Origin of the sequence: uncultured Victivallis sp. (assembly GCA_944389935.1) — a bacterium.
Lineage (GTDB): Bacteria > Verrucomicrobiota > Lentisphaeria > Victivallales > Victivallaceae > Victivallis.
The window spans coordinates 1-15,620 of record CALXOE010000065.1 but is presented as its reverse complement, the minus strand read 5'-3'; the positions used below and the strand labels follow the sequence as shown (position 1 = coordinate 15,620).

The following is a 15,620-nucleotide window of genomic DNA, read 5'->3' as shown; positions in this document are numbered from 1 at the left end:
CCGGCGTCGGCCGACGCGGCGGGAAACCGGATCGGAACGGCACTTCCACGTCCGGAGAGTGCGTTCGCTTCCGCACGCTCTCATCCGCCGCTGCCGCTGGCGGCTGCGACGGATACGCGACCGGAACGCGGGCCGGAACGCCGGTCCGCGCCAGCTCCACGAGCGGACCGCCCGACGCAGGCGGCAGTTCGCTCGTAAGATCGATCACCAGCGCTCCCGGGGTGCGTCGGAGAATCCGCTCCGCCTCCGCTCCCGCGACCAGAAATCTCCAGCTGCAGCTGATCCCGGCCGGAAGCGCCGTGAAATAGGTGTTGAACGTCACCTGCCACCTCATCTCGCGCGGCAGCAGCAACAGGCTCTCCTGAACGAGCTCAATGAGATTTTCGTGACGCAGCGGATCGAACAGCACGCAGACCACCCCCTGCGGCGAGGCGAGAAAATGTTCCGCCGGAACCGCTCCCCAGCCGCCGTCCCCCGCCAGCCGCTCCCAGGCGGAACACTTCCCCGCCGGCAGATCCGACGGCAGAATGTCGGCCTGCCGGGGAAACAGTCCGGACTCGATCCGCCAGGACTCCCCGCGAAACAAACCGGGTTGGAAAAACGGCGCGGCCGGACCACTGGCGAGCACCTCCAGTTCGCCGCTGTTCAAGACGATGTGAGACGCGAGCTTATTCGAGCGCTTCGTGTAATCCAGCCCGTTGAAACAGATCCGGCTGAGCACATGCCGCGATTCGCCGCCGCAGCCCGCAACGCAATGCGAACACGAAACGGGATTCTTCCAGGCGTCGGGATCGTAATGCGGAAACACCGGCTTGTATGCGCTCAACGTCTCGAGTTTGGCGATCATCCCGGCCCCCATCCCCTGCGTGCAGGCGACGACGCAGAAGCCGCTGCTGCCCTGCCGGATTCCCCGGGGTGCCGAAGTGTAGATCAGTTCAAACGCCATCTCACTTTACCCAGAAATTCCGGTCGATGGAGGAGTCCCCGATTCCCTCTTTTCCCTCCGGTCCGGCGCCATCTTCCTCCGCGGGCGGGGACGGCAGTCGGAAACAGGGCCCCGCCTCCCCGCACGAGAGCGTTTTTCCCCAGTAATTGCGCGGCAGCTGCTCGCGTTTCGCCCCGCCGGGGAGAGAAAAGAGGATCGTATCGTGGACGAATCTGTAATTCGTGACCTCAAGTGCATGCTCGACCGGCCTCTCCGCACCGCCGATCAGATTGCGCAGATGGAGCAGCAGCAGAAACGGCACCTCGGCCCAGATCGGCTTGAGATGGTCCGGCTTGATTCCGATCATCTCCCGCTTCTCATCGTACTCCGGAATCCGTCCGAGCGCGCTCACCGGGATGAAATAGACCTGCCGGGAGAACGCCTCCGCCGCCGCGACCACTTCCGGAGAGATCTCCAGCAGCCGTTTCCGGAGCTGATAGGAGACCGAACAGATGGTCTGCATGTCGAGCTTGTAAGACATCGTCTTCTCATCGAACAACAGGAACTCCCGCGCCGGAAGATCCAGATCGAAGCTCTGCTGCCAGGCGTCGTATTTGGGGATGACCATCAGCAGCGGCTTTCCGTACTTTTCCGTCGCCTTGAGTCCGGCGTATTTGCGGATCCGCCCGGTCATCTCGTGGAAGAGCGCGAGCTGATTTTCTCCGACGCCGCCGCGCGAGATCTGCGGGTCTGCGGCCGAACACTCCCGCATCATGCGGGCATCCCGGAGTGGATCGTACAGAAAGAGGATGCCGTCCGAATGAACCAGATGAATGGTCGCCAGATTGGTGATGGAGTCGCGCCCCGGCTCGAAATGCTCCCCGGCGTTGTCGTAAAAGACGATGTTCCGTTCGAGCTCCCCGCGCCGCAGATCGTAATCGGGATGCGTGTTCATCGGACTCAGATTGAAGATGAACGGGCGCGGCAGATCGACGCTGATCCCGTCCAGCAGAATCTGATTGGAAAAATCCGTGCCGTGAAGTTCCGTCTTCGGCAGCGCCACGTAGTCGTCCGGATCGTTGTTGAGAAAGAGAATCTTCTCGTAATTGTTGAGAACCGAGTTGAACGTCGCGTCCGTGTCGGCGATGGTGAAGTCGAACCACTGCGGCAGCACTTTCCGGATCTGCCAGATCATCGACGTGAGAAAATACGATTTTCCGCTGGCCGGAGCCCCCACGATCGAGAAAAACGAGGTCGGCAGATCGATCATGCTCTCCGGAATCTTCAAATGACAGTGCGGACACGCCATCTCCGGGCACTCCATGCCGTTCGCATCGAGCGCAAGCCCGCGCGGGCTGAACCGCATCGGCAGAAACCGCTGCTGCGCATCCGCCCCCAGAATCGGGTCTCCGAGCAGATCCAGATGGCGGGAGATGTAGCAGATCTCCTCCAGGGGGAAAGAGTTCCAGCAGTGCGGACAGATGATCCGCGCACTCCCACGGTAAGCACTGCCCGCGCCTCCGCCACCGGCAGCGGCGTTCCCTCCCTGCCCGCCGACCGGCAGGGCCGCAGGCCATTCGATCTCCTTGAAATCGGAGGCGTGATACCAGCCGCCGTCGATCCCGTACCGCACCCGGGTCCCGGGAACGATCTCCCCCTCCTCCGCCATTTTTATGAGATCCCGGCCCCGAACCGGACCGATGAGCTCACCGCCCTTTTCGACATACCAGTTTTTCGCCATTTGCAACCCGCAACTTCTTTCCGCCGCGCGAACGGCGCGACCAATCACCGGATTCCCGGGCGGAACCGGGTGTGAATCTCTTTCCGCCCCCGCGCACTCCGTCGAACCGGAGGAGGCCGGATCGTATCAGAGGAATATACTTCTCAGATACTGATTTTTCAACGCCGCTTCCGGGTTTTATGCGCAGAAAATTTCCGTTCTTCCCCGAAAGAAACGCAATCGAATATTAGCTTTTCCGTACGAAGAGCCCGCTGGTCCACTCGCGCAGCGTCTCGCGGTCGAGCTCCTCGAAGCCGAGAGGCGTAAACGCTTCGGCGACGCCGTCGAATTCGGTCGAGAGAATCCCCGCGAGCGTGAGATATCCTCCGGGGCGCACCCAGCTTGCGATATTCCGCCGGAACCGCACGAGCAGATGCCCGAGGATGTTCGCGCACACCAGATCATACTGGTGACTGCCCTGCCACACCTCGGCATCGCCGACGAACGGAACCACGTTGCGGATGTTGTTCCGCTCGAGATTTTCGGCGGCGATGCGCACCGCGTCGGGGTCGTTGTCGAACGCATCGACCGGATCGTAGCCGAGCAGCGCGGCGGCGATCGAGAGAATCCCGGACCCGCACCCGGCATCGAGCATGCTGCGCACCCCCTCTTTCCCCGCGAGACGGTCGATCGTCTTCAGGCAGTAATAGGTCGTCGCATGCTGGCCAGTCCCGAAACTCATGCCGGGATCGAGTTCCACAACCGCGAGTCCCGGCTTCGGCTCGACGGAGAGCCAGCTCGGCTTGATGACGAGCTTCTCCGAGATCGGAATCACATTGAAATACTTCTTCCAGACCTCGGCCCAATCCTCTTTCTTGAGCTCGAACGGTTCGAGCGCCGAAATGCGCACGCCGAACTCCTTCCACTCCTCGACAGCGGCCTTGAGCGCCGCGAGATTCGCCCGCGCGGTTTCGGGGTCGGCGGCGTAAACCGTGTGGTAGACCCGTTTGTTCTCCTTGTCCTCATAGCTGCTCGAATCGAGTTCGAGTGCGGCGAGCATCTCGGCGGCGAGATCGAAATTGTCCGAATCGTCGACGAGTTTGATGCAGTAAAGCATATCATCCATCGTATGTATCCCCAAAAAAACTGAACCGAAAAACCACCGGTTCTCCCCCCGGCATCATACACTATAACCCGAAATCCGGAAAAATGAAAGCCTCCTCCCTTTAAAACCCCGTTTTTTTGTGCTATATTAAAGCAAAAGCGATTGCAAGAAACCTACCAGCAGGGAAAATCACGTCTATGAGTGAAACGATCATCGTTCTCGATTTCGGTTCTCAATACAGTCAGCTGATCGCCCGCCGGATCCGCGAATGCCGGGTCTACAGCAAAATCATGCCGTACCATACGACGGCGGCGGCGATCCGGGCGGAGAATCCGAAAGGAATCATCCTCTCGGGCGGCCCCTCGAGCGTCTATTCCCCGAATGCGCCGAAGTGCGACCCGGCCATCTTTGAACTTGGAATTCCGGTTCTCGGGATCTGCTACGGGCTGCAGCTCATGATCCAGACCCTCGGGGGAGAGATCACCCGCGGAAAAGCACGCGAATACGGCAAGGCGATCCTCGACATCGTCGAACCGGGGGAGCTCTTCATGGGGCTTTCGCCGCGCATTCAGGTGTGGATGTCCCACGGCGACAAGGTCTCGAAAATGCCGGAGGGGGGATTCAAAGTCCTCGGCTCGAGCGGCAACACGGAATTCTGCGCCGTGCACATGCCGTCGCGCAACCTCTACGGAATCCAGTTCCACCCCGAGGTCGTCCATACTCCCGAGGGGAAGAGCATCATCGGGAACTTCTGCCGCCGCATCTGCAAGTGCAGCGGCGACTGGACGATGGAGTCGTTCATCGAGCAGCAGGTGCGCGAGATCCGCGCGAAAGTCGGGAAATCGAACGTGATTCTCGGACTCTCGGGCGGCGTCGACTCCTCCGTCGCGGCGGCGCTCATCCACAAGGCGATCGGGAAGCAGCTCAACTGCATCTTCGTGAACAACGGGCTGCTGCGCAAGAACGAGGCCGAGCGCGTACAGCAGCTCTTCGGACGTAACTTCAACATGAAACTCATCTACGTCGACGCGACCGACCGCTTCCTCGAGAAACTCGCGGGCGTCGAGGAGCCCGAGCAGAAGCGCAAGATCATCGGCAAAGAGTTCGTCGAGGTGTTCGACGACGCCTCCGCCAAGATCGAGAACGCCGAATTCCTCGCGCAGGGCACCACCTATCCCGATGTGATCGAGAGCGTCCCGATCGACGGAAATCCGTCGGCGATGATCAAGAGTCACCACAACGTCGGCGGCCTCCCGAAAGAGATGAAATTCAAACTGCTCGAACCGCTGTCGCGACTCTTCAAGGACGAGGTCCGCGAAGTGGGCCGCCAGCTCGGGCTGCCGGAGGACGTGGTCATGCGCCAGCCGTTCCCGGGGCCGGGCCTCGCGGTGAGACACCTCGGCGCCGTGAGCCGCAAGACGCTCGACATCCTGCGTGACGCCGACGAGATCGTCGTCGACGAAATCAAGAAAGCTGGACTCTATTACACGATCTGGCAGACGTTTGCGGTTTTCCTGCCGCTGCGCACGGTCGGCGTGATGGGCGACGAACGCACCTATGACTACGTCATCGCGGTCCGCGCGGTCGACAGTTCGGACGGCATGACCGCCGACTGGGTGCCGCTCCCGGCGGATCTCCTCGGGCGGATCTCCTCGCGCATCATCAACGAGGTCAACGGCGTGAACCGCGTGGTCTACGACATCACGAGCAAGCCGCCCGGGACGATCGAATGGGAGTGAGTTCCGCATGCGGATCATAGCGGGAATCGCGCGCAACATCGAACTGGCCGCCCCCCCCGGAATCGGGGTGCGTCCGACGGCGGTCCGGGCCCGCAAGGCGCTTTTCGACAGCATCGGGAGCCGCCTTGCCGGGAGTGTTGTGCTTGATCTTTGTGCGGGTTCGGGCGCGCTTGCGCTCGAAGCGGCCAGCCGCGGAGCGGCGGCCGCGACGCTGGTCGAGGCGGATCAGCGTCACATCCGGGTGATCGAAGAGAACGTCGCCAGAGTGAAAAAGGCGGGAGTCGCGTGCGATTTCCGGCTCATCAACGGCCGCGCCGAGGCGGTCACCGCCTACGCAGGACTCTGCGGAAAACCGGACGTGATATTCGCCGATCCCCCTTACGCGGAGTCGGCGGCGCTGTTCGGGAAACTTCTGGCGGACGGGAATTTCACCGCGTTCGCCGCAGGAGCGCTGCTCGTCTGGGAGATTCCGGACTCGCCCGGCAGCGTCGGAGCGTTCCTCCAGGCGGAAAAACTCGCCCGGCGGCAGATCCGCAAATTCGGCGGGACCGACTTTCTGCTCGGGGAGATTGCGCCATGACGAACCGTTACCGCTGGCGCTTCGCTTCGGACGCCGTGCGCGCCGAACTCGGCGAAACACCTGAAACCATGCTCGAAACCGGAGATGAGGTCAAATCCAACCCGGTTCGGCGCGTCGTGCGCGCGGGCGGCTACTTTCTGAAATGCGACCGACGCGGAGCCGGGAGATTCCGACGTGAATGGCGGGGGGCGGAACTGCTCCGGGAGAGCGGAATTCCGGTGGTGGAGTATCTCGCATGCGGCGATTCGCCGAACGGGGGATGTCTCATCACGCGGGCGCTGCCGGAGTCGGAGTCGGTCGGGGCGTATTACTGGCGGAAATTCGTGCGCGGCAGAGAGAATCCGGAGCCGTTTCTCAACCGCTTTGCGCCGTTCGTGCGGAAGATTCTCGAATCGGGTCTCTTCCACCCGGACTTTCACATCGGCAACATCCTGTACGACCGGAAGAACGAATCGTTCGTGATGGTCGACGCCATGGGAATCCGCCGGGCGACGCTGTGCGACCGGATCTTCCGCAAATACCGCATGCGGCGCATCCCGATGGAACTGCGCGAACCGCTCGGCCGCGACCGCATGATCGCGCTGATCGGGGAGTGCGGGATCCCCTCCCCCGCGGAGTTTTTCGATCACGCGCTCGACCGGGAGGCGGACGCATTGTGGCACGAGTGGCCGAAGCGGCGGCGGCAGATCCTCGCGGGCTACCCGAAATTCACGCGCCGCATCGACGGGATTCTGCACACGGTTGATCCTCTGCGGCAGATCGAAGAGAATGTGGACAGCGTCGTCATCGAGGGGGAGGATCCGGAACTGCTAGAGAAGATGTTTCTCGCGCACTTTTTCCTGCAGCTGGCGTTGATTCCGCACCGCCGGGCGGCGGCATACGATCCGGAAAACGGCAAGCTCTACCTCGAACCGGTTCCGGGCGGAGCGGTTCCGGCCCGGGCGGGGGATCAGGAGGAGCGCATGACGGCGTTCGATCTCCCCTCCGGCCTGACCGACTGGCTCGGCGGCGGCCGGGGAGACGGCAGAGTCCGTTTCTTCAATTTAAAGCGCATCGCGAAACTCATGTAGCCGGGAAAGGAGCATCCCATGCTTGCGAAAACATTTTCCGCCGCCGTCATCGGAATCGACGCCTATCCGGTCGAGATCGAAGTGAACGCCGCGGTCTCCGGAAAGAGCGCCGGAAACGAAAACGGCGTTTCGATCGTGGGTTTGCCGGACACGGCGGTCAAGGAGAGCCGCGACCGGGTCCGTTCCGCGATTCTCTCGAGCTGTTACCAGCCGCCGAAAGGGTTCACGGTGGTGAATCTCGCGCCGGCGGATCTGCGCAAGGAGGGAGGTGCGTTCGACCTCGGAATCGCGCTCGGAATGCTGGCCGCGACCGGGACGATTCCGCCGGAGACGCTCGCGCAATATGCCGTGATCGGCGAGCTCGCGCTCGACGGCTCGATCCGTCCGGTCCGGGGTGCGCTGCCGATCGCGGACCGGCTCGCGCGGCAGAACCGGTTCACGGGTCTGATCGTCCCGCGCGAAAACGCGGAGGAGTCGGCCCTCGCCGCGGGCGGGAGAATGCCGGTCTACGCGGCGGGCTCATTGCGCGAAGCTGTTTCGATCCTGCTCGACGGCAACGCATTGCCATGTCATGCCGATCTGCGCGAATACATTGGGAAACCCTCCGGACGCGAACCGGATTTCTGTGAAGTCAAAGGGCAGATGATGGCGCGCCGCGCGATGGAGATCGCCGCCGCGGGCGGGCATAATCTGCTGCTGAACGGCAGCCCCGGGACCGGGAAATCGATGATCTCCATGCGACTGCCGGGCATTCTTCCGCCGATGACGCTTGAGGAAACGCTCGAGACGAGCCGGATTCACAGCGTGCTCGGGCTGCTTTCGGACGGGCAGCCGCTGCTGAACCGGCGTCCGTTCCGCGCGCCGCACCATACGATCAGCGACGTCGGGCTGATCGGCGGCGGGCGCGACCCGAAGCCGGGGGAGATCAGTCTCGCACACAACGGAGTCCTCTTCCTCGACGAACTGCCGGAATTCAAGCGCAACGTGCTCGAAGTGCTGCGTCAGCCGCTCGAAAACGGCGTCATAACGGTCAGCCGCGCGGCGGGGAGCTGCACGTTTCCGGCGCGGTTCATCCTCTGTGCGGCGATGAATCCATGCCCCTGCGGGCGCGGGGAATACGAACTCGGTTGCACCTGCAAACTCGAGGAGAAGCGCCGCTATCAGAAACGGATCTCGGGGCCGCTGCTCGACCGCATCGACCTGCTCGTTCCGGTCCGGCAGCTCTCGCAGGAGGAGCTTATGGCCGCACCGGACGGCGAGTCGAGCGCGACGATTCGCGAACGGGTCATCAAAGCACGCGCAATCCAGCGGGAGCGGCTCGGGAAATTCGGGCTCTACTGCAACAGCCAGATGAGCGGGCGCGATCTGCAGGAGTTCTGCCGGCTCGCCCCGTCGAGCGCGCAGCTGCTGCGCGCGGCAATCGCGAAATTCAAACTCAGCCCGCGCGCCTACGACCGGATTTTGAAAGTCGCCCGCACAATCGCCGATCTCGCCGGCAGCGCGGCGATCCGGGATGAACACATCTTCGAGGCGATCAACTACCGGAAATCCCCCCTCGGGGCGGAGTGAGCTGCGGACGCCCTGCGTCCCCTCCCCCGCTCCCGGTCAGAGCAGATTCACCGCCTCGATCTCGGAAATGGAGGCTTCATCCATCCCCGCGGCGGCGAGAAATTCGGCGATGAGTTCGGTTTTGCCACGGCAGTAGGCGTCGATATCGCCGGGATGGAGGGCGGCGAGTTCAAACTTCCGTGCCGAATAGCGTTCCGCATCGTAGCGGTGCGTGCGCAGATAGTCGCGCAGTTTCAGATGGTTCTCGACGGCGGGCATGCCGTCACGGCAGACGTAGAGATTGTGCGCGAATGCGAACCGGGGAGAGCGGGTGAACGCCTCCCGCCACGGAATGCCGAGGTCGCCGCGGCGCTGGAATCCGAGCGACTCGAGCCGCGCGGCAACCTCCTCGAACTCCTCCCAGCGAGTCAGGATCACATCGATGTCGATAACCGGTTTGGCCGCGAGCCCGGGAACGGCGGTGCTGCCGACGTGTTCGATCCGGAAATCAATTCCATCAAGGGCTTCAGAGACAGCTTGTTTCAACGTCTCGAACATCTCCGCCCACTCGGGACGGTACAACACAACTTCCACACTCATTCGTTCCTCCGGGGTCAGCATTCCAACTCCTGATCGTTTCATACAATAAATCCGATCGCGTCCGAAAGCAAGGGATTTTTGCAAAAACAGGGGAAAAAGTGTTCTATCCGCCTCCCATGTATCCTTGCAAATCCGCGCGACATTGTGTATAGTACCGCATGGCTGAATCTGCGGAAAAACCGAAAATCAGCGCGATGGAGAAAGCCATGCGGCTGCTCTCGCGCCGGGCTCTGACCGAACGCGAACTCCGGACGAAACTCGGCGCGGCCGGGTATGCGTATCCGGAAATCCGCGACACGGTTGCGGAGTGCCGCCGTCGCGGCTTCGTCAACGACGAACAGTTTGCGGCGGATTATGCGGAGATTCTCGCGTCGCGCGGTCTCGGCGGGCGTCGGATCCGGCTCGCACTCCGGCAGCGCGGAATCCCGCAGCCGCTGCAGGAGCAGCCGCTCGAAAGCGCCGCGGAGAGCGAAGCGCAGCGCGCCCGCGAAGCGCTTGAATACAAGTTGCGGCTGCTCGCGCGCGAGACCGATCCGCGCAAAAAGCGGGAAAAGGCGTTCCGCTTTCTCCTGAGCCGCGGGTTTTCGTGCGACAACTGCCGCGCGGCGATCGACGAAATCGACTTCAACAACAACAACTGAATGGAGTGGAGGGGAGTCCTATGCGGAAAAGCTGGTTGTTCCTGCCGGTGCTGCTGTGTGCATTCACACTTGCTGCGGAGAAGATCGACTGGGAGCAGGTGCCGGAACTCCGCCCCGGCGTGCGGCTGCTCAAGCTCGAGCGCGAAGAGCCTCGATTGATGAAGATCAATCTCATGCGGATCGACCTCAAACTCCCGGGACTCGAATTCACCGGCAGCGCCCGCGACGCCGACTGGGGCAAGCCGATGCCCGACTACCCTCAAAAGCCGATCCGGACCAAACGAATCCGCACCCGCGACTTCATGCTGAATGCGCGGAAACCCGTAAACGAGGGCGGACTCGGTCTCGACATGATCGTCGCGGCGAACTCCGCCCCCTGGCTGCCGTGGGAAAAGCCGTTCACTCACAAGTACGCGCATCCGGCCGGACTCGGAATTCTGAATGGAGAAGTCATCTGTGACACCCGGCCGCACAACGCCGTTTTCGTGGTCTATGAAAATGGAAAAGTAGATATCGTATCTTCTGTTCCGGAAGAGGATTACAGAAAAATCCGCGTCGCCGCCTCCGGATTCGCCATCATCATGCGCGACGGCGAAATCCTCCCCGGCGGAAATTATGAAAAAAAGAAGATGCCGCGCATCGCCTACGGACTCTCGAAAGACCGGCACTATCTTTACATCATCACGATCGACGGCCGCCAGAAAAAGTGGAGCATGGGCGCGACCGGTCCGGAAACCGCCGCCTTTCTTCAGGATGCCGGCGCATACGATGCGATCAATATGGACGGCGGCGGCTCGGCCACGCTCTGCTACTGGGATGAGAAAAAAGACGAACCCGTCACCGTCAACCGCCACGACAAGAGTGGTTATCAGCGTCCGGTCGGCTCCAACCTCGGAATCTGGCTCAGACATTGAAACACCCCCTCCCCGCACCTCTGCGGCATCCCGCCCCGTCATCGGGCGGGCCGGGATTGTGCCATCGATAGCATTTTTTGAAAAAAAAACGAAGATCCGGCTTGCTTTTCCCGAAAACGGGCATATTGTAAACTATGCCAACGATGGCACACAAGAGGCGAATCCGGGAGCAGAACGATGGCGACGACGCTGAAAATGGTTGCGGAAAAGGCGGGAGTATCGATCCGCACGGCGGGTCGGGCACTCTCTGGTTCCGGCCCGGTGAAGGCGGAAGTTGCCCGCCGGGTGCTCGCGGCGGCACGGGAGCTGCACTATGTGCCGAACGCGGCGGCGCGGAGTCTCAAGCAGCGCGCGTGCCGGATCGTCGGGGTGATTTCAGAAGCGAATCTGCAGAATGAATGCGGTCTGCGCCGGATCAGCCTGCTCGAGGGGGCGCTGCGCGAGGCGGGGCGGCACACGCTGCTCGGGGCGCTGCCGGAGTCGTTCGAGGAGTTGATGAAACTGCTGCGGAGCTGGACGGGAATCGCCGAATCGGTGATCTTTCTGGCGTGGCCGTCGTCGTGGCCGGTGGAGAAACTTCATGCGTTGCCGCAGCGTTTTCTCTTCATCGACTGCGAACTGGAATCTGCGGAGTTCGACCGGATCGAGACCGACCGGACCAGCGGGGTGGCTGCTGCGGTGACGGAGCTGCTCCGGGCGGGACGGCGGCGGATCGCGCGGGTCGGGACCGACCATGCCGCGGGACGGCGGACCGGCTTCGAGCAGGCGCTGGCGGAAGCGGGCGACGGCGTGGAGAGCAGATTCATCAGCAGCAGCGGACTGGAATTCGCCGATGGATTTGCGGCGGGCAGAGCGCTTGAGGAGTTCCGGGCCGACGCGGTTTTCTTCGACACGGACCGCATGGCGCTGGGATTCTACCGCTATGCGAGTGAAAAAGGGATCTCGATACCGGGGACGGTCGCGGTGGCGGGTTTCGACGACGACGCGGCCGGAGCGTTTGCGATTCCGGCCCTGACGACGGTCGCGCACCCGGATACCGAGACCGTCCGGCGCGCCGTGGAGAAAGCGCTCTCTCCGGCGGAGTCTGAACCGGAATTGATCGTCTACCCGGCGCGGCTGGTCCGCAGGGAGAGCATAGGCATACCGAACAACCCTCATCAACAGGAGACAGGGAAATGAAAAAACGTTACTGCATCGTCGGGACCGGCGGCCGGTCGGAAATGTACATCAAGGCGATTCTGAACACGTTCCCGGAACAGGCGGAACTCGTCGGAATCTGCGACTCGAACCAGAAGCGGATGGATTATTACAACAAGATCTTCATCAAGAAGCACTGCAACAACCATCCCGATCTGCCGACCTACAAGGCGCAGGATTTCGACCGCATGATCGCGGAGTGCAAGCCCGACACCGTCATCGTCACTTCGATGGACCGGACGCACCACAAATACACCTGCCGGGCGATGGAACTCGGCTGCGACGTCATCAGCGAAAAGCCGATGACCATCGACGCGGAGAAGTGCCAGCAGATCATCGATACGAAGAAACGAACCGGCAGAAACCTCACCGTCACGTTCAACTACCGTTACGCGCCGCGCAACAGCAAAGTCAAGGAGGTGCTGAAATCCGGCATCGTCGGGGAGATCACGAGCGTTCACTTTGAATGGCTGCTCGACACCTGCCACGGCGCGGACTACTTCCGGAGATGGCACCGCAACAAAGTCAATTCCGGCGGACTCATGGTGCACAAGGCGACGCACCACTTCGACCTCGTGAACTGGTGGATCGACTCCGAGCCGGTGACCGTGTTCGCGATGGGGGATCTGAAGTTCTACGGCAAGATCAACGCCGAAAAGCGCGGGATCACGGAGTTCTACAGCCGTGCCCGCGGCAGCAAAATCGCCGAGAAGGATCCGTTCGCGCTGCATGTGAAGGAGGACGATGAGAATCTCATGGGACTCTACTACAACGCGGAGGACGAGGACGGCTACTATCGCGACCAGAGCGTCTTCGGCGACGGCATCAGCATCGAGGACAACATGGGCGTGATGGTGCGCTACAAGAACAACGTGGTCATGACCTACAGTCTCTGCGCGCACTGCCCGTGGGAGGGATATCGCGTGGTGTTCAACGGGACGAAAGGGCGGCTCGAATTCAACGTGGTCGAGCGTTCGTTCTGCTCGGCCGAGGGGGAGGATTTCAACAGCTTCGGAATGCGCGAACTTGACGAGGACCGTTCCAAGCTCGTGCCGGAGATCATCTTCCAGCCGCACTGGGGCAAGCCGCAGGTGATCGATTACTCGGTCGATTCGCTCGCGGGCCACGGCGGCGGCGACGCGCGGCTGCTGCGCCATCTCTTTGTCGGAGTGGATGATGATCCGCTCGGGCTGGCGGCGGATTACGTCGACGGTGCGAAGTCGATCCTGACCGGCATCGGCGCGAACATCTCCATGCAGACGGGGCTCCCCGTCAAGGTGCAGGAGCTGATCCACTGGTAAAGTTCCGCGCAATCGCATGACTGGCGGCGGGTTCCATACGGGGCCCGCCGTTTTTCTCATGCAGCTTGCCGCCGACTTCCGGAGATCGGTATGGTCCCCGAAGCCGGAGCCCGGATTGTGGAAATACTCTGTGTTCCCGCACTCTGCCGGGAGCAGAGGAGTTGCGACTTCCATGCTGCGCGGAGCATCGGCGGCGCAGTTCTGCGACCGGAGCTGGTGAGGAACTCCATGCAACAAAAAATTCCCTGTTTTCCATCCTGCCCGACTTGACACGAGGCGAACTGACTGTAAATTAAATAGCAGTCACAACTCGCACTCACAGGAGGTGTCATTATGAAGTGCAATTATTGTGGGAATGAGGTACCGAACGGGTCTCTGACCTGCCCGTCCTGCGGTGGACCAGTTCAGCAGCCGCAGGGGGTTCCCATGCAGCAGGCGCCACAGGGTGTGCCGCCTGTTCAACAGGGGATGATTCCCGGACAGAAATCCCGGACGGTCTACATTCTTCTGGCGTTCTTCCTCGGAACACTGGGAGTCCACAACTTCTATGCGGGCCGCATAGTCCAGGGGGTTGTGCAGTTGCTGATTACGATTATCTCCTGCGGTTTTTTGAGCGGGATTTCGGGAATCTGGGCACTTGTCGAAATGTTCACGGTCACGCAGGACTCCAAAGGAGTGCCCATGCAGGACGCCGACACGAAGCTGGCCACGATTCTCGCGATTGTCTGGGCGGTGCTGTTTTTCGCCGTTATATTCCTCTCGGCTCTGAGCGAAATGTAAGAAGAGTCCAGCGCCCGCTGAAACCGGAAACTCCGGGAAAGCGGGTGCTGGTCTCATGCGGCAGAATAGCAGCCGTTTTCCCATTGTCTGACCTGATGCGAAGCCGGCAGACAATGAACGAAACTGAAGCCACAACTCACATTCACAGGAGGGTTTTATCATGAAATGCAATTATTGCGGGAATGAGGTACCGGACGGATCTCTGACCTGCCCATCCTGCGGCGGGGCAATTCAGCAGCCGCAGGCGGCTTCCCAGCAACAGGCGCCGCAGGGCGCGCCGCCCGTTCAGCAGACCGTCGTCGTGGTTCAGCAGGGACCGGCTCCGGTGCCGAAATCCCGGACGATTTACGTGATTCTGGCGTTCTTCTTCGGCGGTCTCGGCATTCACAACTTCTACGCGGGCCGCACGGGCTGTGGAATCGCCCAGCTGTTGATTACGTTGCTCTCCTGCGGATTTCTCTCCGGAATCGTCTGGATCTGGGTGCTCATTGAAATGTTCGTGGTCACACGCGACGGCAAAGGAGTGCCGATGCGCGGAGGCGCACTGCTGCTCATCATCGCCCTCGCCGTTATCTGGGTGCTCGCAATGCTGGGAATTGCCATCGGCGTGGCAATCAGTCAGGCAGGCGGTCGCGCCGATACCATCACCTGTGTGTCGAACCTGAAGCAGATCGGGATGGGATTGGCGCAATATGCCGGTGATTACGACAACAGATTTCCGCCACAGGACAATGCAGCCGGATTGGAATTGCTCCGGGGAACGGGTATCCTCACGGATCATGCAGTCTATGTCTGTCCCTCGACCGAAACCACGGCGGGATCTGGGAATGAGCCGCTGACCGATGCGAACTGTGACTACATCTATCTCGGCGGATTGATGCCTTATTTTGACGGTGGATCCGATTGCCCCGTTGCTTTCGAGAGGCCGGGGTCACATTCCGAAAATAAGGTCAACGTTCTCTATGGGAGTGGCGCTGTCAACACCATCACGCTGCCGGATTCGGTTCAGACGGTCACGGATCTCCTGCAATATCTGGAGGAGCAGGCGACCAATCCCAAAGTGAAAGCGTTTCTCCAGAAAAAGCAGCAGACGGTCTTCTGACCCGACCATACACGCACTTATCGCAACAGCGGGAATATTTCTCCCGCTGTTTTTTTGTGTCCCGGAATCGAACCACGGTGCCGCGCCTCCCGTTCCGGGCTTTCCCGCGAATAACGTCATCCCTGTTTTGATAAATTTTTATCAATGAGTTTCCAGCAAAAACAAACGAAGCGGCAAGAGTTTGATATTTTTTTATCAATTAAACTAAAAGGAGTTACGTAAAAATATTTTTTCAAAAAAAATGGGATGGTTTTCCTCGGGGACGCTTGAAATCGGAAATTTCGGCGCTATTTATTAAAGAAGCCCGAATGATAAATTCACAGGAGATGGTATGATAAATAGCTGACGTTCGCGGTTTCTGCTTGCGGCGTGTAATTTATGGCGATTAACTTACACGT

14 protein-coding genes are annotated in these 15,620 nt (G+C 60.9%); 10 read left to right on the top strand and 4 right to left on the bottom strand.

The genetic code is table 11. The annotated features are described in order from the left end of the window. The 3 genes from Q0J85_RS14370 to Q0J85_RS14360 form a co-directional block, all read right to left on the bottom strand. A partial coding sequence (locus Q0J85_RS14370; protein WP_294482879.1) for a hypothetical protein occupies positions 1-946 on the bottom strand: 946 nt, incomplete at its 3' end. A 1-nt stretch (position 947) separates the two neighbouring features. Then, a complete protein-coding gene (locus Q0J85_RS14365) occupies positions 948-2,666 on the bottom strand; it encodes a DUF4339 domain-containing protein (protein WP_294482878.1) in 1,719 nt (572 codons plus the stop codon). 226 nt (positions 2,667-2,892) lie between these two features. Beyond that, positions 2,893-3,771 carry a 50S ribosomal protein L11 methyltransferase gene (locus Q0J85_RS14360; RefSeq protein WP_294482877.1) on the bottom strand — a complete coding sequence of 293 codons (879 nt, stop codon included), beginning with the start codon at positions 3,769-3,771 and terminating at the stop codon, positions 2,893-2,895. A 167-nt stretch (positions 3,772-3,938) separates the two neighbouring features. On the opposite strand from Q0J85_RS14360, the gene guaA reads away from it, so the two are divergent. The 4 genes from guaA to Q0J85_RS14340 are packed head-to-tail and all read left to right on the top strand — an operon-like array spanning position 3,939 to position 8,708. Then, positions 3,939-5,489, top strand: a complete 1,551-nt coding sequence (guaA, locus tag Q0J85_RS14355; protein ID WP_367274670.1) for a glutamine-hydrolyzing GMP synthase — start codon at positions 3,939-3,941, stop codon at positions 5,487-5,489. A 7-nt stretch (positions 5,490-5,496) separates the two neighbouring features. After that, entirely contained in the window at positions 5,497-6,069 is a 573-nt protein-coding gene (locus Q0J85_RS14350) for an RsmD family RNA methyltransferase (protein WP_294482875.1), read from the top strand. Then, entirely contained in the window at positions 6,066-7,139 is a 1,074-nt protein-coding gene (locus tag Q0J85_RS14345) for a hypothetical protein (protein ID WP_294482874.1), read from the top strand. Before Q0J85_RS14350 ends, Q0J85_RS14345 begins: the two co-directional genes overlap by 4 nt. An 18-nt stretch (positions 7,140-7,157) precedes the next feature. Next, positions 7,158-8,708 carry a YifB family Mg chelatase-like AAA ATPase gene (locus Q0J85_RS14340; RefSeq protein WP_294482872.1) on the top strand — a complete coding sequence of 517 codons (1,551 nt, stop codon included), beginning with the start codon at positions 7,158-7,160 and terminating at the stop codon, positions 8,706-8,708. A gap of 36 nt (positions 8,709-8,744) precedes the next feature. On the opposite strand, the gene Q0J85_RS14335 is transcribed toward Q0J85_RS14340, so the two are convergent. After that, positions 8,745-9,287 (bottom strand): GrpB family protein, encoded by a 543-nt coding sequence (locus Q0J85_RS14335; protein WP_294482871.1) that lies wholly within the window; start codon positions 9,285-9,287, stop codon positions 8,745-8,747. 158 nt (positions 9,288-9,445) lie between these two features. Here Q0J85_RS14335 and Q0J85_RS14330 point away from each other — a divergent pair, with 158 nt between their 5' ends. The 6 genes from Q0J85_RS14330 (at position 9,446) to Q0J85_RS14305 (ending at position 15,222) form a co-directional block, all read left to right on the top strand. After that, complete coding sequence (locus Q0J85_RS14330) at positions 9,446-9,928, top strand: regulatory protein RecX (protein WP_294482869.1); 483 nt, start codon at positions 9,446-9,448, stop codon at positions 9,926-9,928. A 20-nt stretch (positions 9,929-9,948) separates the two neighbouring features. After that, positions 9,949-10,842 carry a phosphodiester glycosidase family protein gene (locus Q0J85_RS14325; protein WP_294482868.1) on the top strand — a complete coding sequence of 298 codons (894 nt, stop codon included), beginning with the start codon at positions 9,949-9,951 and terminating at the stop codon, positions 10,840-10,842. Positions 10,843-11,019: 177 nt separating this feature from the next. Further along, positions 11,020-12,021, top strand: coding sequence for a LacI family DNA-binding transcriptional regulator (locus Q0J85_RS14320; RefSeq protein ID WP_294482867.1), 1,002 nt, complete (start codon positions 11,020-11,022; stop codon positions 12,019-12,021). Further along, positions 12,018-13,340, top strand: coding sequence for a Gfo/Idh/MocA family oxidoreductase (locus Q0J85_RS14315; RefSeq protein WP_294482865.1), 1,323 nt, complete (start codon positions 12,018-12,020; stop codon positions 13,338-13,340). The genes Q0J85_RS14320 and Q0J85_RS14315 overlap by 4 nt, the downstream gene beginning before the upstream one ends. 333 nt (positions 13,341-13,673) lie before the next feature. Then, positions 13,674-14,120, top strand: a complete 447-nt coding sequence (locus Q0J85_RS14310; protein WP_294482863.1) for a TM2 domain-containing protein — start codon at positions 13,674-13,676, stop codon at positions 14,118-14,120. 160 nt (positions 14,121-14,280) lie between these two features. Next, complete coding sequence (locus tag Q0J85_RS14305) at positions 14,281-15,222, top strand: TM2 domain-containing protein (protein ID WP_294482861.1); 942 nt, start codon at positions 14,281-14,283, stop codon at positions 15,220-15,222. Positions 15,223-15,620: the final 398 nt, after the last annotated feature.